This window comes from Klebsiella sp. H-Nf2 (genome assembly GCF_002806645.1).
Lineage (GTDB): Bacteria > Pseudomonadota > Gammaproteobacteria > Enterobacterales > Enterobacteriaceae > Klebsiella > Klebsiella variicola.
In genome coordinates, this window is record NZ_PIBL01000004.1 from 230,199 (window position 1) to 253,119 (window position 22,921).

Consider the following 22,921-nt stretch of genomic DNA (forward strand, 5'->3'; position numbering starts at 1 on the left):
GGATTGTGCCATACCCATCTTGCTTGACGTATATCAAGCAAAGTGATTTAGAGACAAAAAAACCGGAGGCAAGGCTCCGGCTTGGGTGCGGGGTGCAGTCCATACGCTTACGCGGGCCTACGTGTATTGTAGGTCGGTTAAGCGTTAGCGCCACCCGACTACGACAGGTTCTCCCCGTTGCTGGCAATCACCTGTTGATACCAGGCGAAGGACTTTTTCCGGCTGCGAGCCAGCGAGCCATTGCCTTCATTATCTTTATCGACATAAATGAAGCCGTAGCGTTTTTTCATTTCCCCTGTGCCGGCGGAAACCAGATCGATACAGCCCCACGGGGTGTAGCCCATCAGATCAACGCCATCCTCGACTACTGCCTTTTTCATCTCCGCGATATGAGCGGAGAGATAATCGATACGATATTGGTCATTGACGCTGCCGTCCGCTTCACGGACATCGATCGCGCCAAAGCCGTTTTCGACAATAAACAGCGGCAGTTGGTAGTGATCCCAGAACCAGTTCAGCGAATAGCGCAGGCCGACCGGATCAATCTGCCAGCCCCAGTCCGACTTTTTGACGTACGGGTTGGAGACCAGGCTGGTGGTTTCATCATAATCAAGCAAGGGGTTGTCTTCAGTGGCTTTGGTAGCGAACGACATATAGTAGCTAAAGCCAATGTAGTCGACACAGCCCTCGGTTAACGCCTGACGATCGGCTTCGGTGATATCCAGGGTAAAGCCGCGGCGGGCAAAATAGTTGAGCAGATGCTGCGGATAGTGCCCGCGCACGTGAACGTCGGTAAACCAGTAACGGCGGTGCATGGCGTTCATCGCCATCATCATATCGTCCGGCGCGCAGGTCAGCGGATAGATGGGGCACATAGCGATCATGCAGCCAATCTGCAGTGCAGGGTTAATCTCGCGCGCCGCTTTCACCGCCAGGGCGCTGGCCACCAGCTCATAGTGCGCGGCCTGGTACATCACCGGCTCCCGGTCTTCACCCGGCAAATATCTCAGACCAGAGTTGGTGAAGGGGGCAAAGTCCTCATGGAAGTTGGCCTGGTTGTTGATCTCGTTAAAGGTCATCCAGTACTTCACTTTATGTTGATAGCGGGTGAAGACGACCCTGGCAAAGCGCACGAAAAAGTCGATCAGCTTCCGGTTGCGCCAGCCGCCGTACTCAGTGACCAGGTGATAAGGCATTTCAAAATGCGACAGCGTAATCACGGGCTCAATGCCGTGTTTCAGGCATTCGTCGAACAGATCATCGTAAAACTGCAGGCCAGCCTCGTTGGGCTCCAGCTCATCACCCTGTGGGAAAATACGCGTCCAGGCAATCGAGGTGCGAAAACATTTGAAGCCCATCTCGGCAAACAGCGCCAGGTCCTCCGGATAGCGATGATAAAAATCGATCGCCTCATGGTTCGGGTAATTTTTCCCCGCTACCACGCCGTCGGTAATTTCACGCGGCACGCCGTGGGCACCGGCGGTCATCACGTCCGCCACGCTGATCCCCTTGCCGCCCTCCTGCCAGCCGCCCTCTAACTGATGCGCCGCGACCGCGCCGCCCCACAGAAAACCTTCTTTAAATCCGGACATAGTCTCTCCCTAATGTCGATCGTCGCCAGGCGAGCGATAGTGCTGATTGAAATGGTAAACCGCGCCAATCAGGCCGGCATCGTTGCCGTGACTGACGGTATCGAGATAGTCGGCAATGCCGAACCAGGCCAGATGCTCCTGTAGCAGCGCCAGAAATCCGGGACGTTCCACAATGCCGCCACCGATAAAGATGGCCTGCGGATCGAAGATATTGACGAGGTTATAAAGGCCATGACCCAGGCCATTGAAGAACTCAGCGACCAGACGCTGACAAACCGGGTCGCCGGCATCATAGCGGTCAAAAATCATTTCGCCTGTCACGCTGTCCAGCGGCGCACCGATATGTTCCGCATAGCGATGGCGTAGCACTCGCAGGGTGCAGTTCTCATTCATCGAATAGCGACGAGGATCGCGCCCGCCGGGACGGTCGGTGAGCATGTAACCGAACTCACCGGCGCGAAAACGCGCCCCGTGAACCAACTGATGATGGCAATAAATCGCCCCGCCAATGCCAGTGCCAATGGTGAGTACCAGAAAATTGGCCATTTCCGCCGCTTTGCCCTGCCAGCGCTCGGCCAGCAACACACAGTTGGCATCATTTTCAACTGAGACCGGCAGTCCGGTCCGGGCTTCAAGCCATGCTTTCATGGCGAAGTTATCAAATCGACGAATAGCGCCGCCCATGGTGATAAAGCCGCTGCGCGGATCAACATAACCCGGCGCGCTGATGGCTACCCCTTCACACGACGGGTGGGCCGCCAGCCACGACAGCATTGCCTGTAAAATATGATCGCCATCGCTGTCATTGATCGACTGCTTCGCGCTTTCCAGCAGCCTGCCGTCGCGGGTCATCACGCCCATCTTTAATGCGGTGCCACCAATATCGAATGCCGCAATTTTCATTCATCCCTCTCCTGACCAGCGTCAATCACCGGAAAAATGCGTGGCAAACCAACACAGAAACCGGTTTCATTCGTATGATGAGGATTCCTTTACGCTGAGGCAAGCACAAGACTGTACCCGGTTTCATTTTCGTGAGCAGTATCAAATTTGACCATCCATCCGCTGTTTCACGCCGACTGTAAAGCAGGCTCGCAAACGTTTGCTTTCCCTGTTAGAATTGCGCCGATTTTTCTTGCTTACCGCAAACGCGTGGAGACTTCGCAGTGACCGACAAAACCTCTCTCAGCTATAAAGATGCCGGCGTGGATATTGATGCAGGCAACGCTCTCGTCGACCGTATTAAGGGCGTGGTGAAGAAAACCCGTCGCCCGGAAGTGATGGGGGGACTGGGCGGATTCGGCGCGCTGTGCGCACTGCCGCAGAAATACCGCGAGCCGGTACTGGTCTCCGGCACCGACGGCGTCGGTACCAAGCTGCGTCTGGCAATGGATCTGAAGCGTCACGACACCATCGGTATCGACCTGGTCGCCATGTGCGTGAACGACCTGGTGGTTCAGGGTGCTGAGCCGCTGTTTTTCCTGGATTATTACGCCACCGGTAAACTGGACGTCGATACCGCGGCCAGCGTCATTAACGGCATCGCCGAAGGCTGCCTGCAGTCCGGTTGCGCGCTGGTGGGCGGTGAAACCGCAGAAATGCCGGGGATGTATCACGGTGAAGATTACGACGTAGCGGGTTTCTGCGTCGGGGTGGTGGAAAAATCAGAAATCATCGACGGCAGCAAAGTGGCCGACGGCGACGTACTGGTGGCGCTGGCCTCCAGCGGCCCGCACTCTAACGGCTATTCACTGGTGCGTAAGATCATTGAGGTTAGCGGCGTTGACCCGCAGACCACCGACCTTGACGGCAAACCGCTGGCCGACCATCTGCTGGCACCAACCCGCATCTATGTGAAATCGGTGCTCGATCTGATCGCCAGCGTTGACGTTCACGCCATCGCCCACCTGACCGGCGGCGGTTTCTGGGAAAATATTCCGCGCGTGCTGCCGGATAACACCCAGGCGATCATTGATGAGTCCTCCTGGCAGTGGCCGTCCGTCTTCAACTGGCTGCAAACCGCCGGTAACGTCAGCCAGCATGAAATGTACCGTACCTTTAACTGCGGCGTGGGGATGGTTATCGCCCTGCCGGCTGCAGAAGCAGACAAGGCCATTGCCCTGCTGAACGAGAAAGGTGAAAACGCGTGGAAAATCGGTTATATCAAAGCTTCCGATTCCGAACAGCGTGTGGTCATTGCATGAAAAACATCGTGGTGCTGATTTCCGGTAGCGGCAGCAATTTGCAGGCGATCATCGACGCCTGCGGCCGTAAACAGATAAACGGCACCCTACGGGCGGTATTCAGTAACAAGGCCGATGCGTTCGGCCTTGAACGCGCGCGCGCGGCCGGCATCCCGGCCCACGCGCTGGCGCAAAGTCAGTTTGCCGACCGGGAAGCGTTCGATCGTCAGCTGATGCATGAAATCGACGCCTACGCCCCGGATCTGGTGGTGCTGGCGGGTTATATGCGTATCCTTAGCCCGGCGTTCGTCAGCCACTATCAGGGACGTCTGCTGAACATCCATCCCTCATTACTGCCGAAGTATCCTGGCCTGCATACTCATCGTCAGGTGCTGGAAAACGGTGATGAGGAGCATGGGACCTCGGTGCACTTCGTCACCGATGAGCTGGACGGTGGTCCGGTTATCCTGCAGGCCAAGGTGCCGGTCTTCGCTGGCGACAGCGAAGATGAGGTGACGGCGCGGGTTCAGGCCCAGGAACATGCCATTTATCCGCTGGTCATTAGTTGGTTCGTCGATGGGCGTCTGCGCATGGCAGGTAACCACGCCTGGCTGGATGAACGACAACTTCCGCCTCAGGGCTATGCCGCTGAAGAATGAACAACAGCCCCGCCTGTCCCTGTCGCGGGGCTTTTTTTAATTAAAATTGTTTATTAATCAAACATCTCACAGAAATAATTCTTCTTACTGTCATATAGTTGTGACACAGTAAATCGCTATGCAGAAAAATTCGTCATAATAGTCTACGTCCTGTGAGTAAAACGGAGTGTGAGCGGTAATGGGCCAGGAAAAGCTATACATCGAAAAAGAACTCAGCTGGTTGTCTTTTAACGAGCGCGTGCTGCAGGAAGCAGCGGACAAGAGTAACCCGCTGATTGAGCGCATGCGCTTTCTGGGGATCTACTCCAACAACCTTGATGAATTTTACAAAGTGCGCTTCGCTGAGCTTAAGCGGCGGATTATTATCAGTGAAGAACAAGGCAGTACCGCCCATTCTCGCCACCTGTTAGGCAAAATTCAGGCCCGCGTTCTGAAGGCCGATCAGGAATTCGATAGTCTGTACAACGAGCTGCTGCTGGAGATGGCGCGTAACCAGATCTTCCTGATCAACGAGCGCCAGCTGTCCGTCAATCAGCAGGCCTGGCTGCGCAACTACTTCAAACAGTATTTGCGTCAGCATATCTCGCCGATCCTGATTAATCGCGAAACGGACCTTGTGCAGTTCCTGAAAGATGATTACACCTATCTGGCGGTGGAGATTATCCGCGGGGAAAACATCAACTATGCCCTGCTGGAAATTCCGTCAGACAAAGTGCCGCGCTTCGTAAACCTGCCGCCGGAAGCGCCTCGCCGCCGTAAGCCAATGATCCTGTTGGATAACATCCTGCGCTACTGCCTGGATGATATCTTTAAAGGCTTCTTTGATTACGATGCGCTGAACGCCTACTCGATGAAAATGACCCGTGACGCCGAGTACGATCTGGTGCATGAGATGGAGTCGAGCCTGATGGAGCTGATGTCTTCCAGCCTCAAGCAGCGTCTGACCGCCGAGCCGGTTCGCTTCGTCTACCAGCGCGATATGCCGGACGCGATGGTCGAAATGCTGCGCGATAAGCTCTCCATCTCCAACTACGACTCAATGCTGCCGGGTGGCCGCTATCACAACTTTAAAGACTTTATCAGCTTCCCGAACGTAGGTAAGGCCAATCTGGTCAATAAGCCGATGCCGCGCCTGCGTCATCTGTGGTTTGATAAATTCCGCAACGGCTTCGACGCCATTCGCGAACGCGACGTGCTGCTTTACTATCCCTATCATACTTTTGAACATGTGCTGGAGCTACTGCGTCAGGCCTCGTTCGACCCCAGCGTACTGGCGATCAAAATCAACATCTACCGCGTGGCCAAGGATTCGCGCATCATTGACGCGATGATCCACGCCGCCCACAACGGTAAAAAAGTTACCGTGGTGGTAGAGCTGCAGGCGCGCTTCGATGAAGAGGCTAACATTCACTGGGCGAAACGCCTGACGGAAGCGGGTGTCCACGTTATCTTCTCCGCGCCGGGTCTGAAGATCCACGCCAAGCTGTTCCTTATCTCGCGTAAAGAAGGCGATGAGGTGGTGCGCTACGCCCACATCGGTACCGGTAACTTTAACGAGAAGACCGCGCGGATCTACACCGACTATTCGCTGTTAACCGCCGATGCGCGTATTACCAATGAAGTCCGCCGCGTGTTTAACTTTATTGAAAACCCCTACCGCCCGGTCAGCTTCGATTACCTGCTGGTGTCGCCGCAGAACTCGCGCCGCCTGCTGTATGAGATGATCGATCGCGAGATCGCCAATGCGCAGAACGGGCAGCCCTCCGGGATTACGCTGAAGCTGAACAACCTGGTGGATAAAGGGCTGGTGGACAGACTGTACGCCGCCTCCAGCTCCGGCGTGCCGGTCAATCTATTGATCCGCGGCATGTGCTCGCTGATCCCTGGACTGGAAGGCATCAGCGAGAATATCCGCGTCATTAGCATCGTTGACCGTTTCCTCGAGCACGACCGGGTCTATTGTTTTGAAAACGGTGGCGATAAACAGGTCTGGCTCTCCTCTGCCGACTGGATGACGCGTAACATCGATTACCGTATTGAAGTTGCTGCCCCGCTGCTCGACCCGCGTCTGAAACAGCGAGTGCTGGATATTTTTGATATCTTGTTCAACGATACGGTAAAAGCACGCTATCTTGATAAAGAACTGAGTAATCGCTATGTGCCGCGCGGCAATCGCCGTAAAGTACGCGCACAGATGGCGATTTACGATTATCTCAAATCACTCGAACAACCCGACTAACCTATGCCAATAAACGAAATAACCCCTCGGCCGCAGGAATTCGCTGCGGTCGACCTTGGTTCGAACAGTTTTCATATGGTGATCGCCCGTGTCGTCGATGGCGCCATGCAGATCATTGGACGCCTGAAACAGCGCGTGCATCTGGCCGATGGCCTTGATGAAAACTCGGTGTTGAGCGAAGAAGCGATGACCCGCGGGCTGAACTGCCTGTCGCTGTTTGCTGAACGTCTGCAAGGGTTCTCCCCTTCCAGCGTCTGCATCGTCGGGACGCATACGCTGCGTCAGGCGACCAACGCGGCAGAGTTTCTTAAACGCGCGGAAAAAGTGATCCCCTACCCGATCGAGATCATCTCCGGCAATGAAGAAGCGCGCCTGATTTTTATGGGCGTTGAACATACGCAGCCGGAGCGCGGCCGTAAGCTGGTGATTGATATCGGCGGCGGTTCGACCGAGCTGGTCATCGGTGAAGATTTTGAACCCCGCCTGGTGGAAAGCCGTCGCATGGGCTGCGTGAGCTTCTCGCAGGCCTACTTCCCTGGCGGGACAATCAATAAAGAAAATTTCCAGCGTGCTCGCCTGGCGGCGGTACAAAAACTGGAAACCCTGGCCTGGCAGTTCCGTATTCAGGGCTGGACCGTGGCGCTGGGCGCCTCCGGCACCATTAAAGCCGCGCAGGAAGTGCTGGTGGCCATGGGTGAGAAGGACGGGTTTATTACGCCGGAACGCCTCGAAATGCTGGTCAGTGAGCTGCTGAAGCATAAAAACTTCGACGCGCTCAGTCTGCCTGGTCTTTCTGAAGATCGTAAAGCGGTCTTTGCCCCGGGGCTGGCGATTCTGTGCGGCGTGTTTGACGCATTAGCCATTAAAGAACTTCGTCTGTCCGATGGCGCCCTGCGTGAAGGCGTGCTGTACGAGATGGAAGGCCGCTTCCGCCACCAGGATATTCGTAGCCGCACAGCGCAGAGTCTGGCGAATCAGTACAATATCGATCGCGAACAGGCACGCCGGGTGCTGGAAACCACCACCCATATGCTGGAACAGTGGCAGGAACAGAACCCCAAGCTGGCCAATCCGCACCTTGCGGCGCTGTTGAAGTGGGCGGTGATGCTCCATGAGGTAGGGCTGAATATCAACCATAGCGGTATGCATCGCCACTCGGCCTACATTCTGCAGAACAGCGACCTGCCGGGCTTCAACCAGGAGCAGCAGATGCTGATGGCCACCCTGGTGCGCTATCATCGCAAAGCGATAAAACTCGACGACCTGCCGCGCTTTACGCTGTTCAGGAAAAAGCAGTTTCTGCCGCTGATCCAGCTGCTGCGCCTGGGCGTGCTGCTGAATAACCAGCGTCAGGCCACCACCACGCCGCCGACGCTACGGCTGCAGACGGAAGCTCACCACTGGACGCTGACCTTCCCGCACAACTGGTTTAGCCAGAATGCGCTGGTGCTGTTGGATCTGGAAAAAGAGCAGCAGTACTGGGAAGGTGTGCCGGAATGGCTGCTGAAGATTGCTGAAGAAGAGCCAGACGCCTGAGCCGCGCTCCTGAATATTCTCCAGGCCGGGCCATCACGCCCGGCTTTTTTCCGCTTCAGGCAGTCATCCCCTCCGCCAGCTGCGCCAGTGGCACCGGTACGCCGATATCGTAGCCCTGCAAATAATCGATCCCCAGCGCGATAACCGCCTGGCGTATCTCCGGCGACTCGACATATTCGGCCACCACCTGCATGTTCTTCATGCGCGCCAGACGACAAATAGAGTCCACGACCTGATAATCGAGGCTGCTGGCAAGCAGATTGCGAATAAAGCTGCCGTCGATTTTAAGAATGTCGACGTTCATCGTTTTTAACCGGGCGTAGCTGGCGTAGCCAGTACCAAAATCATCGATCGCTACCCGGCAGCCCAGCGCCCGCAGATGCTCTAAAGTCTGACAGACCAGCTCAGGGTTACTGAGCGCATAGTTCTCGGTCAATTCGAAAATAATCTGCCATGGCTCAATGTTGTACGTCTGCAGCAGCGCTTCGACCTCCTGAGGAAACTGGCTGCGGCTCAGCGAGACCGGAGAGAGATTGATCGCCAGCCTCAGACCGGGCAGGGCCTCGCGGTGGGTATCCATAAAGGCCAGCGTGTGCTCAATGACCCACTGGTCGACGCGGGTGGAGAGGCCAAACTCGTGCGCCACTGGCAGGAACGCGTTTGGCCCCGTCAGTTCGCCTGATTCCCCTTCCATCCTCAGCAATACTTCATGGTAGTTATCGCCGCGGATGCCCTGAATAGGTTGCGCCATCAGGACAAAATGGTCTTGCTCCAGCGCCTTGAGGATGCGATTCATCATCACCACTTTATCTTTCAGATCCTGCTGAACATGGCCGGCGCCGCGGCGCTGCATATTCTCTGGATGGCCGCTGGCCAGCGACATGTCGGCAATCGTGTTTAGTTCGCCAAGCAGCAAATACAGATGTTTGACCGGTGAGCGCACGTTGCAATAGCTCATGCCGATCCGCGGCTGGAGGGGAACCCCGTCCCAGTAGAAACGGAACTGTCGGAGGGAGCGGTCGATTAAATGAATGCGGGCCTGATGCCCTTCGCTGTTAAGGCGAAAAACCAAATCATGGCCGGCAAGGTGATACACCGCTTCGTTAGGCTGCAGCAACGCGCTCAGGTGGTTTGCCAGCATTTGCTTATACTGAATGCGTAACAATACGCCGTAGTGGCGGCCCAGCAGTTCCAGCTCAGGAATGCGCAGAAAACAGAGCGTCGACCAGCTCGCGCCGTTGAGCGCCCGGCTCAGCGCCCGCAGATTAGGCATATGTATGACCGGGTCGAGGAAAGCCATTTGCCGGACGCGAGCGTAGATCAGACGCTGCTGTGTCGCCAGCATCGCCGTGTAGGCGACAATAAACGAGAACACCAGATAGCTTGACGAGGTGATCGCCAGTTGGGTGTTATAGCTCGGATAAACCGGTAAGTAACGGTAATGAAAATGGATCACGGCAATCAGTACCGGCGTCCAGATCAGCGAGATAAAACGATAGCCAAAACGCATGGCTCCCCAGAGCATGACCGGCATAAGTAATGATAACGTATAATTCGTACTAAATATGGTGCTGGTATCATTAAGTGGCATCAATAATAGACCCAGCAGCAGAATTAATATCGCCGCCCAGAAAATGATTTCAATGGTTTTTATTTTTGGATCAATTTGTAAGCGAACCTGAGAAATAAATCCGCGAACATGAAAAGGGTTCCGAATTATCCGTAGCAGAAAATAACACAGCGGCACGCCCGTCAGACACCCCACCATCAGCGCCTGAAAGGTGATTAACGACCGTAAACTAAAGGGCGTAATCCCCGTCATCTCCGTCGTACGTGGATGCAGTCCCAGATACTCAGCGATCTGTGACAGAATAAGAAAAATGACCGAGGGAAGCAGCATCTGCCAGAACAGACGGTGCGGCATCAGTTTGACGTTACCGTGCGAGACCTGTTGGCGCCGGGGGACAAAGATGCGATACCCACCCCAGCACAGCACGCAGGGAATGAGAAAATGAAACAGCACGCCGATAGCCTGCTCGGGCGTCATCCCTCGGGCCAGCGTGAGCAGCAGGCCAATGATGATACCCGGGATCGCCGCCCAACCGAAAAACATCATCAGGCTGAGTACCAATGCCAGGGGAAGATAATAGAGAAATACCATGTGACCATTCAGCATGGTGTAGGTATTCGCCAATCTGGCGAGAGGTAATAACAGCGCAGGCAGGACAAGCGGTAAAGCCCACCACTTGTCGCGATATTGTTGATAGTATTTTAATAAATTCATAGGTGCTCTACAGGGAACCTCTGCTCCTGCGAGGCATATTCAGGCAGGTATCCAACCACCCCATGCTGACCGCATCAGTAATAACAATACGGTAATGTCCGCTGATTTTAGTGGTCAAGAGAATGGGACTGTTGATATAAATCAACAAATACTGACGCTAACATTAATAAAACTTATTTTTTTACCTTTTTATCGCTAATAAAGTGAGCATGTAAATACGATGATTATCTTATATAACATTAATTAATGTTTTCACTGCGGCACTTTTACATCTGCATCAATTGACCCCACCTCGTTCCTGTGCCTTAATACCCCCATCGCCCATCTTCGGGTATACTTCAAGGAACCTTTTGTGAGTCAGGCACCCAGTATGCGTAAACGACATCGATTTAACCGTCGCATGACCCGTATCGTACTGCTTATCAGCTTTCTCTTCTTCTTTGGACGCTTTGTCTACTCCTCCATCGGCGCCTGGTACCATCACCAGGATAAAAAAACGTCGCAGGAGTCTTCACTCACCGTCGAGCCCTCCGCCCGCGAGTAATTCGTTGATTCTGATACAGGAAGCACCACACTCCGCAGACAGAGCAACCTGCGGCTGATGTCCAGCTTTTGATACGGTCGTTTTGCCGTCGGCGATTTATAAGCGCACGGCATGCAGCAGGCGCAGCATTTCCGCGATACCTTTTGTCACAATTTTGTCCTGACGCATGACTACCGCCAGCTGTCGATATAGCCGCGGCGCCAGCGAGTGCACGCTTAATCCGTCGCGATCCTCCTCCTGCTCCACCGCCATGCGGGGCACGATGCTGTAGCCCAGTCCTGCCCGCACCATCCGTTTAATCGCCTCGATGCTGCCCAACTGCATCACCGGCGTGACCGCCAGTCCCGCCGAGCGGAACCAGCGGTCAATCAGATCCCGGGTGCCGCTGCCGGCTTCGAAAGCAATGAGCGGCAGCGCCTGCAGCTCGGCAGGGGTACAAACCGCCGACATCGCTGCTTCGTGGCGAGCATGGATAACCACGAACTCCTCGTCAACCACTGAGGTCACCGCCAGACTGCGCCCCTGTACGGGCAAGGTAACCAGCCCGAGATCGAGGCGATTTTCCTCCACCGCCCGGACGATATCCAGCGTGTTGCCGGTGGTCACCCCCACCGTCAACAGCGGATGCTGCTGACGAAGATGCTGCAGCAGCGGCGGGAGAAGATGAATGCAGGCCGTCGCGCCGGTCCCCAGCGTTACCGCCCCATTAACTTCCTGACTGAATACACTGACCGACTGCATTACGCTATTCACCGCCCGATCGATCTGCTCGCTGTGGGCCAGCAGTGCCATTCCCGCCGCCGTCGCCTTGATCCCGCGGCCGGTACGCTCCAGCAAACGGGTCTGTAAAAACTGCTCCAGCTGACGCACCTGCAGGCTAACGGCAGGTTGGGAGATCCCCAGCGCGTCGGCGGCGGCAGAAAAGCTGCCGCGCTGTACGACCAGCCGGAAGGTCGCCAGGTTTCCCAGGTTCAGTGTTGTCATGCAAAGTTTCTCTTATACCGCGCATAAGGTGGCCGCTATGCCAGAACAATAGCCTGCCGGGTATGCTCAGGACAACTGCCTTAACGGAATGAAAACCATGGAAACGCCAGCTATTCCCCGACGCCTCGCCTTCACCGCGGGCGGTCAGCAACTGCTCAACTGGGGGATCTCTTTTTATATGCCCGGCACCTTTGCCCAGGCCATCGCTGCCGACAAGGGGTGGACGTCACCGCAGATCTATCTTGGCCTGACGCTCGCCATGCTGATGATGGCCGTTGTTTCTCCGTTCGTCGCCAGACTGCTGGCTCGCTTTGGCGGGCGGCACGTGGTCACCAGCGGAACCTTACTGATAGCCGCCAGCTGCGCTGTCATGGCCTGGCATCCTTCACTTGCCGGCTGGTACGGCGCCTGGCTGCTAACCGGAATTGGCATGCGGCTCTCGCTGTATGATGCGCTGTTCGCCGCGGTGGTGAATCTGTACGGCCAGCAGGCGCGGAAAACCATTTCCCACATTACCCTTGCCGGCGGCCTGGCTTCGGCCCTCTTCTGGCCGCTGGGCGAGGCGTTATTAACCGTCATGTCCTGGCAGGATGCCCTGCGGATCTATGCGCTGTTTGGCGTACTGAGCGCCTGTCTGAGTTATCAGTTGCCACGCCAGCGACTCAGTACATCGGCGAAAATGGTAGCCCCAACGACGACAGCAGAGGGCGATCGGCGTAACGGAGTGCGTTACGCGATCTTTATTGCGCTGATCACCTTCATCTCCAACGGTACCTCCACCCATCTACCGGAGTTTATCAGCCACTTTGGTCTGCCGGTTGCCGTCGGTATGCTGTGGGGGTTCGGCCAGACCGGCGCCCGGCTGGGGGAAGTGCTGGCCGGTCCCCGGGTCACCCCACTCACGCTGACGCGTTTTACTGCGCTCGCCATGCCGCTCTGTTTTCTCCTTGGATTGAGCAGCACGGCTTATGCCGGGTTCGCAGCCGGGTTTGTGCTGGGCTATGGCGCGATTAACGGGCTGGTGACGATTGTCAAAGCGACGTTACCGCTGGCGCTGTTTAGCGCAGAAAGCTATGCCAGCCGCACGGGTATCCTGCTGATCCCCGGGCAACTGATGGCGGCAGCCTCCCCCTTTGCCTACGCATGGCTGAACCACCGGCTGGGCATTATCGGCGGAATGTGGGTATCCACCGGGTTAACGTTGATAGTTGCCTGCCTGGCGCTGTCGATGGTGCGTGGGGCGGGCAAGGCACAGCCAGGCAAATTTCCCGCCCTTCATCCGGCGGCGGCAAAAAATGGGCCAGCTGAACATCTGCCGGAACCGTAAACGGGCAATTCACAGGCCCCCCTGCCAGATAGCGTCCAGGGATGATGGGGTTGAGGAGAGGCATAAAGAAAAAAACCCTCTGTAAAAACAGAGGGTTTCGTTTCATTCAGCTAACGCCGGGGATTACTCCCACTCAATCGTTGCTGGCGGCTTACCGCTGATGTCATACACCACGCGGGAGATACCGTTCACTTCATTGATGATACGGTTAGAGACGCGGCCGAGGAAATCATACGGCAGGTGCGCCCAGTGCGCGGTCATAAAGTCGATAGTTTCCACTGCACGCAGGGAAACGACCCAGTCGTATTTACGGCCATCGCCCATCACGCCGACGGAACGAACCGGCAGGAACACGGTAAACGCCTGACTCACTTTGTTGTACAGGTCAGCTTTGTGCAGCTCTTCGATGAAGATAGCGTCCGCACGACGCAGCAGGTCGCAGTACTCTTTCTTCACTTCGCCCAGCACGCGCACGCCGAGGCCAGGGCCCGGGAACGGGTGACGGTAGAGCATATCGTACGGTAGGCCCAGTTCCAGACCGATCTTACGCACTTCGTCTTTGAACAGCTCACGCAGCGGCTCAACCAGCCCCATCTTCATCTCTTTCGGCAGGCCGCCCACGTTGTGGTGAGATTTGATGACGTGCGCTTTACCGGTAGCGGAAGCAGCAGATTCGATAACGTCAGGGTAGATGGTACCCTGCGCCAGCCATTTGACGTCGTCCAGCTTCAGCGCTTCTTCGTCGAACACTTCCACGAAGACGCGGCCGATGATTTTACGTTTCGCTTCCGGATCGTTCTCGCCTTTCAGTGCGTCGAGGAAGCGCTGCTCGCCTTCGACGTGAACAATGTTCAGACCGAAGTGGTCGCCGAACATGTCCATGACCTGTTGCGCTTCGTTCAGGCGCAGGAGACCGTTATCCACGAATACGCAGGTCAGGTTTTTGCCGATGGCGCGGTGCAGCAGCATCGCGGTCACCGAGGAGTCCACGCCGCCGGAGAGGCCAAGGATCACTTTGTCATCGCCAACCTGCTGGCGGATACGCTCAACGGCGTCGTCGATGATTTTAGCCGGGGTCCACAGCGCTTCACACTGGCAGATGTCGCGCACGAAGCGTTCCAGCATGCGCATACCCTGACGGGTGTGGGTGACTTCCGGGTGGAACTGCACGCCGTAGAAGCGTTTTTCTTCATTGGCCATGATGGCGAACGGGCAGCTATCGGTGCTGGCAACGGTCACGAAGTCCGCCGGGATCGCGGTGACCTTGTCGCCGTGGCTCATCCACACGTCCAGCAGCGGTTTACCGTCTGCGGTCAGGGAGTCTTCGATACCACGCACCAGCGCGCTGTCGTTAACCACTTCAACCTGCGCGTAGCCAAACTCACGCTCGTTAGAACCTTCTACATGGCCGCCCAGCTGCATCGCCATGGTCTGCATGCCGTAGCAGACGCCAAATACCGGCACACCGGCTTCGAACACATACTGCGGCGCGCGCGGGCTGTTCTCTTCGGTAGTACTTTCCGGGCCGCCGGAAAGAATGATGCCGCTTGGATTGAATTCGCGGATCTGTGCTTCCGTGACATCCCACGCCCACAACTCACAGTAGACGCCCAGCTCACGCACGCGACGCGCCACCAGCTGAGTATACTGAGAGCCGAAGTCGAGGATGAGAATGCGATGTTTATGAATGTTTTCCGTCATTGACGCTAATTCCGAGGCAAGTGAAACAGAGTAAATAAATCGCCCGACGCTAGGTCGGGCGAAGAAATCAGGAGCCCAGACGGTAGTTCGGGGACTCTTTGGTGATGGTCACGTCGTGAACGTGGCTTTCCTGAATGCCCGCACCGCTGATGCGTACGAATTCAGCTTTGGTACGCAGCAGGTCAATGGTACCACAGCCGGTCAGACCCATACAGGAACGCAGACCGCCCATCTGCTGGTGAATGATCTCTTTCAGGCGACCTTTATAGGCCACGCGCCCTTCGATACCTTCCGGCACCAGTTTGTCAGCAGCGTTATCGCTCTGGAAGTAGCGGTCAGAGGAGCCTTTAGACATCGCACCAAGAGAGCCCATGCCGCGGTAGGATTTGTAAGAACGGCCCTGGTAGAGTTCGATTTCACCCGGGGATTCTTCGGTACCCGCCAGCATAGAGCCGACCATCACCGCGGCTGCGCCGGCAGCGATCGCTTTGGCAATATCGCCGGAGAAACGGATACCGCCGTCAGCGATAACCGGAATACCGGTGCCTTCCAGCGCTTCCACCGCGTCGGAAACGGCGGTGATCTGCGGCACACCTACGCCGGTAACGATACGGGTCGTACAGATGGAGCCCGGGCCGATACCCACTTTCACTGCGCTGCAACCGGCTTCCGCCAGCGCGCGCGCGCCTGCACCGGTGGCCACGTTGCCGCCGATGATTTGCAGGTCTGGGTATTTCGCGCGGGTTTCACGAATGCGCTGCAGGACGCCTTCTGAATGACCGTGCGAGGAGTCGATCAGCAGGACGTCAACACCCGCGGCGACCAGCGCGTCTACGCGCTCTTCGTTGCCCGCACCGGCGCCGACCGCTGCGCCTACGCGCAGACGACCCTGCTCATCTTTACAGGCGTTCGGTTTACGTTCCGCTTTCTGGAAGTCTTTAACGGTGATCATTCCGCGCAGGTGGAAGCTCTCATCCACAACCAGCGCCTTCTCAACGCGTTTTTCGTGCATCTTAGCGAAGACCACTTCGCGGCTTTCGCCTTCACGAACGGTAACCAGACGCTCTTTCGGCGTCATGTAGACGCTGACCGGCTGGTTCAGATCGGTGACGAAACGCACGTCGCGGCCGGTGATGATACCGACCAGTTCGTTGTCTTCAGTCACCACCGGGTAACCGGCGAAGCCGTTACGTTCAGTCAGCTCTTTCATTTCGCGCAGGGTGGTGGTCGGCAGAACGGTCTGCGGGTCGGTGACCACGCCGGACTCATGTTTCTTCACGCGACGAACTTCTTCCGCCTGGCGCTCGATGGACATGTTTTTGTGAATAAAGCCGATGCCGCCTTCCTGTGCCAGGGCAATAGCCAGACGCGCTTCCGTTACGGTATCCATGGCTGCGGAGAGCATAGGAATATTCAGACGAATGGTTTTCGTCAGCTGAGTGCTGAGATCGGCAGTATTCGGCAGAACGGTAGAATGAGCGGGAACGAGGAGGACGTCGTCAAACGTCAGGGCTTCTTTAGCGATACGTAGCATGGGCAATATCTCGACCAGGGTGGATAAATATTGCCGTGGCATTATACAGAGCGTAACCGATTGCATCTACCCTTTTTTGCAAAAAATACTTGCCATCCCCTCTGAGCGCGTTACTATCGACTGAATAACCTGCTGATTTAAAGTTTGATCTTGCTCACATGTTACCCTCTCAATCCCCCGCAATTTTTACCGTAAGCCGCCTGAATCAGACGGTGCGTTTGCTGCTTGAGCACGAAATGGGCCAGGTGTGGATCAGCGGCGAGATCTCTAATTTCAGCCAGCCTTCTTCCGGCCACTGGTACTTCACCTTAAAAGACGATAACGCCCAGGTGCGCTGCGCAATGTTCCGCAACAGCAACCGCCGGGTCACGTTTCGCCCACAGCATGGGCAGCAGGTGCTGGTTCGCGCCAACATCACGCTGTATGAGCCGCGCGGTGACTACCAGATTATCGTCGAAAGCATGCAGCCCGCCGGCGAAGGGTTGCTGCAGCAGAAGTATGAGCAGCTCAAAGCACAGTTAACGGCGGAAGGACTGTTCGAGCAAAAACATAAGCATGCGCTCCCCTCCCCCGCCCACTGCGTCGGCGTCATCACCTCGAAAACCGGTGCGGCGCTGCACGATATTCTCCATGTTCTCAGGCGCCGCGACCCCGGGCTGCCAGTGATTATTTACCCGACTGCGGTCCAGGGTGACGACGCCCCCGGGCAGATTGTGCGCGCCATCGCGCTGGCCAACGCGCGCCAGGAGTGTGACGTGCTGATTGTCGGGCGCGGCGGCGGTTCGCTGGAGGATCTGTGGAGTTTTAACGATGAGCGGGTGGCACGGGCTATTTTCGCCAGCCAGATCCCGATCGTCAGCGCGGTTGGCCATGAAACCGACGTCACGATCGCCGATTTTGTTGCCGACCTGCGAGCGCCGACCCCTTCTGCCGCCGCGGAAATCGTCAGCCGCAATCAGCAGGAGCTGCTGCGCCAGCTTCAGTCCGGGCAACAGCGGCTGGAGATGGCGATGGACTATTTCCTCGCCAGTCGTCAGCGCCGCTTTACCCAGCTGTTCCATCGCCTGCAGCAACAACATCCGCAGCTGCGGTTGGCCCGCCAGCAGACCGCCCTGGAACGCCTGCGCCAGCGGATGCGCATCGCCGTAGAATCGCAGCTTAAGCGCGCAGAACAGCGGCAAAAGCGCACCGTTCAGCGTCTGAATTACTACAATCCGCAGCCGCGGATCCACCGGGCGCAATCGCGGATCCAGCAGCTGGAATACCGGCTGGCGGAAACTATGCGTGGCCGCCTCAGCGAGCGGCGCGAACGGTTTGGTAACGCGGTGACCCATCTGGAGGCGGTAAGTCCCTTAGCCACCCTGGCGCGCGGCTACAGCGTCACCTCGGTGAATGACGGTACGGTGCTGAAACAGACAAAACAGGTTAAAACCGGCGATCTGCTCACCACCCGCCTGAAAGACGGCTGGGTTGAAAGCGAAGTGAAGCAGATCGCGCCGGTGAAAAAAACGCGGGCCAGAAAGCCTTCACCCACTAAACCAGCGGAATAAATTCCACCCGTTTTTTCGAGATCAGGCCGTGCCCGTGCTGGCAAAAGTAATCCACCGCGCCGCACGCCTTGAGCACCTCCAGCGGCTGGTGGCATTCCGGGCAGCGGGCCTCGAGGGCAAATACCCTTTCGCACTGAGCGCAATGCGCGCTGCTGCCTTTGACATCTAACGGCGCGTGGCACAGAGGGCAATCAAGTTCCATAACCATTCCTTTCAACGTTTATCTGCACCTATTTTATCATGTTCCGGGTTTAATGAGGGCCGCGTAATTGCTGCTGCAACCTGAGCAGCCATTCCACTTCCTCAAGCCGACGCCGCGTCAGCCCGGCCACGCTGTCGGGCGCCCGGATAAACAGATTATCTGCGCCGAGGATCTGCTCATCGAGACAGTGCGCATAGATCGTCCCGGGGCGGGTCCAGTGCTGGATCCGCTCGCCGTCGTTCAGCGTCACCACTTCACCCTCAGGGCAGCGGTCAAGGGTGAGGGTTCGCCCGTCCTGCAGCCCTATCCGCATTCCCTTTTGCCCGCCCGCGGGGCCCGCGTATTTGTTGAGCCAGATATTGAGCGGGATAGTGCCCAGGGTCCCCTGCAGATGCGCCTCCCCCTCGGCGGTGACCGTATCCCCAGGGGCAATGTCATGGCCGAGGCGGTCTTTCGCCACCCGAACGGAAAGGCTCAGCGCGGCATCGCCTCCGCTGGCGTGCAGGGTTTCGCGCAGCATCGCCAGGACATGGGTGCCGATATCGAGGATCACCCCATCAGGGTGGCGCAGCTGCCGGGTATCCAGCTCCCCCGTGGCAAAATTGAGTGCAACCGGCTCACCGGCGGCGTTAAAGCCGCTTGGCTCCTGTAAATAGCCTTCGAGCCAGACGATCTCTTCTGCCCGCCACGACGGAGTAATCGCATTCAGCGCAACGCCTCGCGCCATCCAGTGGTCAAGGGCCAGCACCCGCCTGGCCTGCTCAGCCGGCGCCAGCAGCGCCCGCAGCCGGGCGGCCTGCTCAAGGTTGGCCACAATCGGCTTTTCCACCACAATGCGGGAAATGCCGCTGGCTAACGCCCTCTCCAGCACGGGCAGATGCTGAAGTGATGAGGTGGTAATGAAGAGCGTATCCAGGGGTTTGGCCAGCAGTGCCGCCAGCGAACTACAGCGCTGGATCCCCGGTAGCGCTCTGCTGCTGTCGAGGTCATAACCCCAGCAGTTGTCGATGGCGTACCCCAGGCGACGCAGCACCGGTAAATAGGCGGTTTCCACCACCGCGCCGAGGCCGATAAAACCAATCTGCATAGTAAGTCCACCTTTGAGCCGCTCTGTTCCCCGCGAAGTATCGCGGGATTATGGCGGAAGGTTTTGACATTTACCGGCATGGCGGCCACAAAAAACCCGCCAATATGAATTTCAATTTTGAAATGATGTATAAAATTGTACCTACTGCGAGATACCTGGCATTTTTTGCGTGAAAATAATGGAGTCATGCGCAACAACGGTCATTCCATGAGTCGCGGTAGTAAATATTTCCGTCCATGTATTTCCAGGTGATCGCCTCATAACGCATCTCGAGCGTTTCCAGGTGGGTACTGCTCATACCAGTAGGTGATAAATACGGCGCAACCGTAGTGACTTTGACGTTCTCCAGGATGATGTTGAAATACTCGGCCTCAATGCCCGCCTCCAGAATGCGATACATCTTTATAATCGCCTTCTTCATCGGGCGCCCCTCACACACGGCACGATACAAAAGCGGTGTTGTCTGATCGAATTCCTTCACTATCGACACAGGACGATGTATACGCGTACCTGTCAGTTTTCCCCAGCTTGGATCAACTGGAATAGTAATACCATGAGAGAATGATTTTAACTCAATAGATCCAAGACGCGTTGGCATCATGCAGCTTCCAATGATCGGAGAACCGTTTTCATCTTCAAGCCATAAATGTGCGGGAGTAGACATACAATTTCCTTATCATAAATAACGTTAGAATTACCATTTCACATAGCGCCCAAAGATAATAATTATAAGTACAGCGAATATACCAACAGGCCAAACTGGCCCCTCAGGAAAAATTTGAAAAAAAACCACTGCAAATATGACAATGCAAAGTGGTGGGGCATACAGCGAAATTAATTGCTGGAACAACCACAAAAGCGCTCTTTTAATAAATGACATCATCACTACCTAATCATTCTTTCGATGATATTAGCGATCTCTGCCTCTGAAGCCCATTGAGCTTTAAAAGCGTCGGCATGTTCAAATAATGGCGCCACCAGGAAATACATCATTTCAAGCTCTTGTTCGTATAGTATAGAAAAGAATGCCGGATAACAGATTCGGAGACGCTCAGCGCTATCTGCAGCCTTCTGCACAACGCCATACACGCCAGCCACTGTAACGGCGACCCCCGCAGAACGCCCAGCAATCGCTCCCATATCAAGGCTTAGTTTCATGCCTACCGAAACACAGGTAGCCGTAGCTAAAACAAATCCAGATTTGGTTAGAGAGTCTGCAGCGATATGAACGTTAACAGCCATCAGAATTCTTTTAATATGCTCTAACTGCTCTTTTGTTTTGTGCCTAAATATTTCTTCAAAATATATTTTAAGCATTTCATATACAATATCATTACGCTGTAAAAGATGGTAGATACCTTTAGCAAATCTAACATCCTCATTCTTCTGCTTTTTACATACATCCTGATACTCATCAGTAAAACAGGATGTATAATACAGGGTCCGAGTTACGCCAGCGCCTATTGTTTTAACCTGACTGGAAACCTGTTGTTCTATGCCTGAAACAGCGTATTCAAGTTTCATTGCGAGAATTTTATTGGCCTGCAAATAGCTGATGACGACATTGCTGTAATACATTATCACTCCTTGCTGATTAATTTCACCATCCTGTGAAGAAACCTAACTTACCATAATACTCAGCCATAAAGTAGACTCTCCAGTTTCTCCCGCATTACAGGAAAGCGGCACCGTGGAATTCCCCCAACATATCCAGATGCGTTTTCTCTCTTATCATTGCGATAACTTTCTACGTATATATTATCAAAGCGTACTCAAAAAATTGCTTGAGCAAGCGAAGCTAACAAATGAGAAATTTCATAGGATACGTGCAGTTATACATGCCAATCATGCGCGTTGTTGCTTCGCTACAATCGCCCTTAATAAAAAAGCCCGGCAGATGCGGGCTTTGAAGGATTCATGTTGGTGGGCAAATCTTGCTGATAGCTTATTTGCTTTTCTTGATGTGCTTGATCAGGCGCTTACGTTTACGCATCTGGTTCGGCGTCAGGGTGTTGCGCTTGTTGGCGAACGGGTTTTCCCCTTCCTTGAACTGGATACGGATTGGCGTGCCCATCACGTCGAGGGATTTACGGAAATAGTTCATCAGGTAGCGCTTGTAGGAATCCGGCAGATCCTTCACCTGGTTACCGTGGATCACCACGATAGGCGGGTTGTAGCCCCCGGCGTGGGCATATTTCAGCTTCACGCGACGGCCACGCACCAGCGGCGGCTGATGATCTTCCGCCGCCATGTTCATGATCCGGGTCAGCATCGCGGTGCTTACGCGGCGGGTGGCGCTGTCGTAGGCTTCGCGTACCGATTCAAACAGGTTGCCGACGCCGCTGCCGTGCAGGGCGGAGATGAAGTGCACCCGGGCAAAGTCGATAAAGCCCAGACGATAGTCGAGGGTCTCCTTCACCTGCTCCTTCACTTCCTGACTCAGGCCGTCCCACTTGTTGACGACAATCACCAGCGAACGGCCGCTGTTGAGAATAAAGCCCAGCAGCGACAGGTCCTGATCGGAGATCCCTTCGCGAGCATCGATCACCAGCATCACGACGTTGGCGTCTTCAATCGCCTGCAGCGTTTTGATCACCGAGAACTTTTCCACGACATCGGTGATTTTCCCGCGCTTACGTACCCCGGCGGTATCGATGAGCACGTATTCACGCTCGTCACGCTGCATCGGGATGTAAATGCTGTCACGGGTGGTGCCCGGCATATCGTAGACCACCACGCGATCTTCACCGAGGATGCGGTTAGTGAGGGTAGATTTACCGACGTTAGGGCGTCCAACAATCGCCAGCTTGATCGGCAGATCCTGCGGATTGAAGTCGTCCTCCGGCTCTTCTTCCGCTTCGCCATTCTGCTCGGCTTCGAATTTTGCCCAGTATTCGGCGTCTTCATCCACCTCTTCCTGCGGGCTGATCTCATCCACCCATGGCAGCAGGGCCTGTTCCAGCAAGCTGGTCACGCCGCGGCCATGCGAAGCGGCGATAGGATAGATATCGCCCAGGCCTAAGGACCAGAAATCCGCCATCGCCTGGTCGACGTCGATGCCGTCGGTTTTATTGGCCACCAGAAAGGTGGGCTTTTCACGAGAGCGCAGATGTTTAGCGATCGCGGTATCCGCCGGCATCAGGCCCGCGCGCGCATCGACCATAAACAGCACCACATCGGCCTCTTCGATAGCCAACAGCGACTGCTCCGCCATCCGGGTTTCCACGCCCTCTTCCGTACCATCAATACCACCGGTATCGATACAGATGAATTCGCGGCCTTCGACTTCGGCCCGACCGTACTTACGGTCACGAGTCAGCCCCGGGAAATCCGCAACCAGCGCATCACGAGTGCGCGTCAGGCGGTTAAAGAGCGTGGATTTTCCAACGTTAGGGCGCCCGACAAGCGCGACCACAGGTATCATGTTAAATGCCTCATACAATCACTAAGCAACATCGTCTTAACGACGTTTTTAAAAAAGTCAAAACGGCCCCTGTCT

At 55.7% G+C, this 22,921-nt stretch carries 17 protein-coding genes and 1 pseudogene; 7 read left to right on the forward strand and 11 right to left on the reverse strand.

Annotated elements, in window-relative coordinates:
* Nucleotides 1-158: 158 nt before the first annotated feature.
* Nucleotides 159-1,592: a 6-phospho-beta-glucosidase gene (locus tag CWM58_RS13410; RefSeq protein ID WP_100681096.1), complete on the reverse strand. Its 1,434-nt coding sequence runs from the start codon at nt 1,590-1,592 to the stop codon at nt 159-161.
* 9 nt (nt 1,593-1,601) lie between these two features.
* Nucleotides 1,602-2,495, reverse strand: coding sequence for a beta-glucoside kinase BglK (bglK, locus tag CWM58_RS13415; RefSeq protein ID WP_100681097.1), 894 nt, complete (start codon nt 2,493-2,495; stop codon nt 1,602-1,604).
* Between the two features lie 263 nt (nt 2,496-2,758).
* Here bglK and purM point away from each other — a divergent pair, with 263 nt between their 5' ends.
* The 4 genes from purM to ppx all read left to right on the forward strand — a co-directional run bounded on the left by purM (nt 2,759) and on the right by ppx (nt 8,209).
* Nucleotides 2,759-3,796: a phosphoribosylformylglycinamidine cyclo-ligase gene (purM, locus tag CWM58_RS13420; RefSeq protein WP_008803825.1), complete on the forward strand. Its 1,038-nt coding sequence runs from the start codon at nt 2,759-2,761 to the stop codon at nt 3,794-3,796.
* Complete coding sequence (purN, locus tag CWM58_RS13425; protein WP_012540904.1) at nt 3,793-4,434, forward strand: phosphoribosylglycinamide formyltransferase; 642 nt, start codon at nt 3,793-3,795, stop codon at nt 4,432-4,434. The genes purM and purN overlap by 4 nt, the downstream gene beginning before the upstream one ends.
* A 178-nt stretch (nt 4,435-4,612) precedes the next feature.
* Nucleotides 4,613-6,673, forward strand: coding sequence for a polyphosphate kinase 1 (gene ppk1 / locus CWM58_RS13430; protein ID WP_061153685.1), 2,061 nt, complete (start codon nt 4,613-4,615; stop codon nt 6,671-6,673).
* Nucleotides 6,674-6,676: 3 nt separating this feature from the next.
* The gene (gene ppx / locus CWM58_RS13435) at nt 6,677-8,209 is read left to right on the forward strand and encodes an exopolyphosphatase (protein ID WP_008803823.1); all 1,533 of its coding nucleotides are present in this window, start codon (nt 6,677-6,679) and stop codon (nt 8,207-8,209) included.
* Between the two features lie 55 nt (nt 8,210-8,264).
* On the opposite strand, the gene CWM58_RS13440 is transcribed toward ppx, so the two are convergent.
* Nucleotides 8,265-10,493 (reverse strand): EAL domain-containing protein, encoded by a 2,229-nt coding sequence (locus CWM58_RS13440; RefSeq protein WP_100681098.1) that lies wholly within the window; start codon nt 10,491-10,493, stop codon nt 8,265-8,267.
* Nucleotides 10,494-10,863: 370 nt separating this feature from the next.
* On the opposite strand from CWM58_RS13440, the gene CWM58_RS13445 reads away from it, so the two are divergent.
* A complete protein-coding gene (locus CWM58_RS13445) occupies nt 10,864-11,037 on the forward strand; it encodes a YfgG family protein (protein ID WP_064774528.1) in 174 nt (57 codons plus the stop codon).
* Nucleotides 11,038-11,133: 96 nt separating this feature from the next.
* Here the strand turns inward: CWM58_RS13445 and CWM58_RS13450 are convergent.
* Nucleotides 11,134-12,046 (reverse strand): annotated as a pseudogene (locus CWM58_RS13450) (LysR family transcriptional regulator).
* 72 nt (nt 12,047-12,118) lie between these two features.
* Here CWM58_RS13450 and CWM58_RS13455 point away from each other — a divergent pair.
* Nucleotides 12,119-13,348 carry an MFS transporter gene (locus tag CWM58_RS13455; protein WP_100681127.1) on the forward strand — a complete coding sequence of 410 codons (1,230 nt, stop codon included), beginning with the start codon at nt 12,119-12,121 and terminating at the stop codon, nt 13,346-13,348.
* Between the two features lie 123 nt (nt 13,349-13,471).
* Here the strand turns inward: CWM58_RS13455 and guaA are convergent, their stop codons facing one another.
* Together guaA and guaB are read right to left on the reverse strand one after the other, a co-directional pair.
* Entirely contained in the window at nt 13,472-15,049 is a 1,578-nt protein-coding gene (guaA, locus tag CWM58_RS13460) for a glutamine-hydrolyzing GMP synthase (RefSeq protein WP_016161630.1), read from the reverse strand.
* A gap of 67 nt (nt 15,050-15,116) precedes the next feature.
* A complete protein-coding gene (guaB, locus tag CWM58_RS13465) occupies nt 15,117-16,583 on the reverse strand; it encodes an IMP dehydrogenase (protein ID WP_061153681.1) in 1,467 nt (488 codons plus the stop codon).
* Nucleotides 16,584-16,741: 158 nt separating this feature from the next.
* Between guaB and xseA the strand changes: the two genes are divergently transcribed.
* Complete coding sequence (xseA, locus tag CWM58_RS13470; protein WP_100681100.1) at nt 16,742-18,133, forward strand: exodeoxyribonuclease VII large subunit; 1,392 nt, start codon at nt 16,742-16,744, stop codon at nt 18,131-18,133.
* On the opposite strand, the gene CWM58_RS13475 is transcribed toward xseA, so the two are convergent.
* From CWM58_RS13475 to der, 5 genes are all read right to left on the reverse strand, one after another.
* Nucleotides 18,117-18,335 (reverse strand): zinc ribbon domain-containing protein, encoded by a 219-nt coding sequence (locus CWM58_RS13475; RefSeq protein ID WP_004201901.1) that lies wholly within the window; start codon nt 18,333-18,335, stop codon nt 18,117-18,119. The genes xseA and CWM58_RS13475 overlap by 17 nt on opposite strands.
* A 49-nt stretch (nt 18,336-18,384) precedes the next feature.
* Nucleotides 18,385-19,422, reverse strand: coding sequence for a Gfo/Idh/MocA family oxidoreductase (locus CWM58_RS13480; RefSeq protein WP_100681101.1), 1,038 nt, complete (start codon nt 19,420-19,422; stop codon nt 18,385-18,387).
* Between the two features lie 184 nt (nt 19,423-19,606).
* Nucleotides 19,607-20,086 carry an Hcp family type VI secretion system effector gene (locus CWM58_RS13485; RefSeq protein WP_020317242.1) on the reverse strand — a complete coding sequence of 160 codons (480 nt, stop codon included), beginning with the start codon at nt 20,084-20,086 and terminating at the stop codon, nt 19,607-19,609.
* A 221-nt stretch (nt 20,087-20,307) separates the two neighbouring features.
* On the reverse strand, nt 20,308-21,000 hold the full coding sequence (locus CWM58_RS13495; protein WP_100681102.1) for a hypothetical protein: 693 nt from the start codon (nt 20,998-21,000) through the stop codon (nt 20,308-20,310).
* Between the two features lie 367 nt (nt 21,001-21,367).
* Complete coding sequence (gene der / locus CWM58_RS13505) at nt 21,368-22,846, reverse strand: ribosome biogenesis GTPase Der (protein WP_061153676.1); 1,479 nt, start codon at nt 22,844-22,846, stop codon at nt 21,368-21,370.
* Nucleotides 22,847-22,921: the final 75 nt, after the last annotated feature.

What these genes read in the sequence shown, in the direction of transcription:
- CWM58_RS13410 (WP_100681096.1), bottom strand. Translation starts at nt 1,592, where the DNA reads ATGTCCGGATTTAAAGAAGGTTTTCTGTGGGGCGGCGCGGTCGCGGCG.
- bglK (WP_100681097.1), bottom strand. Translation starts at nt 2,495, where the DNA reads ATGAAAATTGCGGCATTCGATATTGGTGGCACCGCATTAAAGATGGGC.
- purN (WP_012540904.1), top strand. Translation starts at nt 3,793, where the DNA reads ATGAAAAACATCGTGGTGCTGATTTCCGGTAGCGGCAGCAATTTGCAG.
- ppk1 (WP_061153685.1), top strand. Translation starts at nt 4,613, where the DNA reads ATGGGCCAGGAAAAGCTATACATCGAAAAAGAACTCAGCTGGTTGTCT.
- ppx (WP_008803823.1), top strand. Translation starts at nt 6,677, where the DNA reads ATGCCAATAAACGAAATAACCCCTCGGCCGCAGGAATTCGCTGCGGTC.
- CWM58_RS13440 (WP_100681098.1), bottom strand. Translation starts at nt 10,493, where the DNA reads ATGAATTTATTAAAATACTATCAACAATATCGCGACAAGTGGTGGGCT.
- CWM58_RS13445 (WP_064774528.1), top strand. Translation starts at nt 10,864, where the DNA reads ATGCGTAAACGACATCGATTTAACCGTCGCATGACCCGTATCGTACTG.
- CWM58_RS13455 (WP_100681127.1), top strand. Translation starts at nt 12,119, where the DNA reads ATGGAAACGCCAGCTATTCCCCGACGCCTCGCCTTCACCGCGGGCGGT.
- guaA (WP_016161630.1), bottom strand. Translation starts at nt 15,049, where the DNA reads ATGACGGAAAACATTCATAAACATCGCATTCTCATCCTCGACTTCGGC.
- guaB (WP_061153681.1), bottom strand. Translation starts at nt 16,583, where the DNA reads ATGCTACGTATCGCTAAAGAAGCCCTGACGTTTGACGACGTCCTCCTC.
- xseA (WP_100681100.1), top strand. Translation starts at nt 16,742, where the DNA reads ATGTTACCCTCTCAATCCCCCGCAATTTTTACCGTAAGCCGCCTGAAT.
- CWM58_RS13475 (WP_004201901.1), bottom strand. Translation starts at nt 18,335, where the DNA reads ATGGAACTTGATTGCCCTCTGTGCCACGCGCCGTTAGATGTCAAAGGC.
- CWM58_RS13480 (WP_100681101.1), bottom strand. Translation starts at nt 19,422, where the DNA reads ATGCAGATTGGTTTTATCGGCCTCGGCGCGGTGGTGGAAACCGCCTAT.
- CWM58_RS13485 (WP_020317242.1), bottom strand. Translation starts at nt 20,086, where the DNA reads ATGTCTACTCCCGCACATTTATGGCTTGAAGATGAAAACGGTTCTCCG.
- CWM58_RS13495 (WP_100681102.1), bottom strand. Translation starts at nt 21,000, where the DNA reads ATGTATTACAGCAATGTCGTCATCAGCTATTTGCAGGCCAATAAAATT.
- der (WP_061153676.1), bottom strand. Translation starts at nt 22,846, where the DNA reads ATGATACCTGTGGTCGCGCTTGTCGGGCGCCCTAACGTTGGAAAATCC.